Genomic DNA, 591 nt, shown 5'->3' with positions numbered 1-591 from the left:
CCCCGGATTGTCCACGAACGCACCGGCCGGCGGCTGGAGGAACACACCTGCACCATGCGCAGCACCTTTTGCACCGCCAACCGGCGGGTTCCCGGCATGGTGCACGGCCGCACCGTGCTGATCGGGGACGCCGCCCATGAAGTCAGCCCGATCGGCGGGCAGGGCATGACCCTGGGCTGGGGGACGCGCAGCAGCTGGCCCGGCTGCTGACCACCGGCGCCACGACGCAGCAGCTAAACCACTTCAGCAGCATGAGGCTGCGCGCCGCCCGTCGGGCCGGATACCAGGCCCACCTGAACATGCTGCTTGGCCGTCCGCTGCCCACCGCCCTGGTCCCGGTCCGGGACCGGCTCTTTACGGCGCTGGCCGCCAACGACCGCATCCGCACCGCGGTGGCCCGCACCTTCACCATGCGCTGGGCGCAGGGCACCGGGACACCCGGGCGCTGAGCGCCCGCCATCGGCGTGCGGCAACTCACCGCCCATTGCCAGGCAAGACATGAAACAATGGAAACGATGACTTCTATCGACTCTTCCACACTTCCGCGGCTGAACGCAAGGCCCTGCGCCAGGAGCAGCCGCGGCCAGCGCG

2 protein-coding genes are annotated in these 591 nt (G+C 70.2%); both read left to right on the top strand.

Features of this window, described 5'->3' with window-relative positions; all coding sequences use genetic code 11:
* On the top strand, positions 1-210 hold a 210-nt coding region (locus JCM19049_RS17000), incomplete at its 5' end, for an FAD-dependent monooxygenase (RefSeq protein WP_279403503.1).
* Between the two features lie 41 nt (positions 211-251).
* A complete protein-coding gene (locus JCM19049_RS16995) occupies positions 252-449 on the top strand; it encodes a hypothetical protein (RefSeq protein ID WP_054822098.1) in 198 nt (65 codons plus the stop codon).
* Positions 450-591 lie beyond the last annotated feature (142 nt).

Source organism: Arthrobacter sp. JCM 19049 (assembly GCF_001310435.1).
The sequence above is the reverse complement of the archived record's forward strand: the minus strand, read 5'-3'. Positions and strand labels throughout refer to the sequence as shown.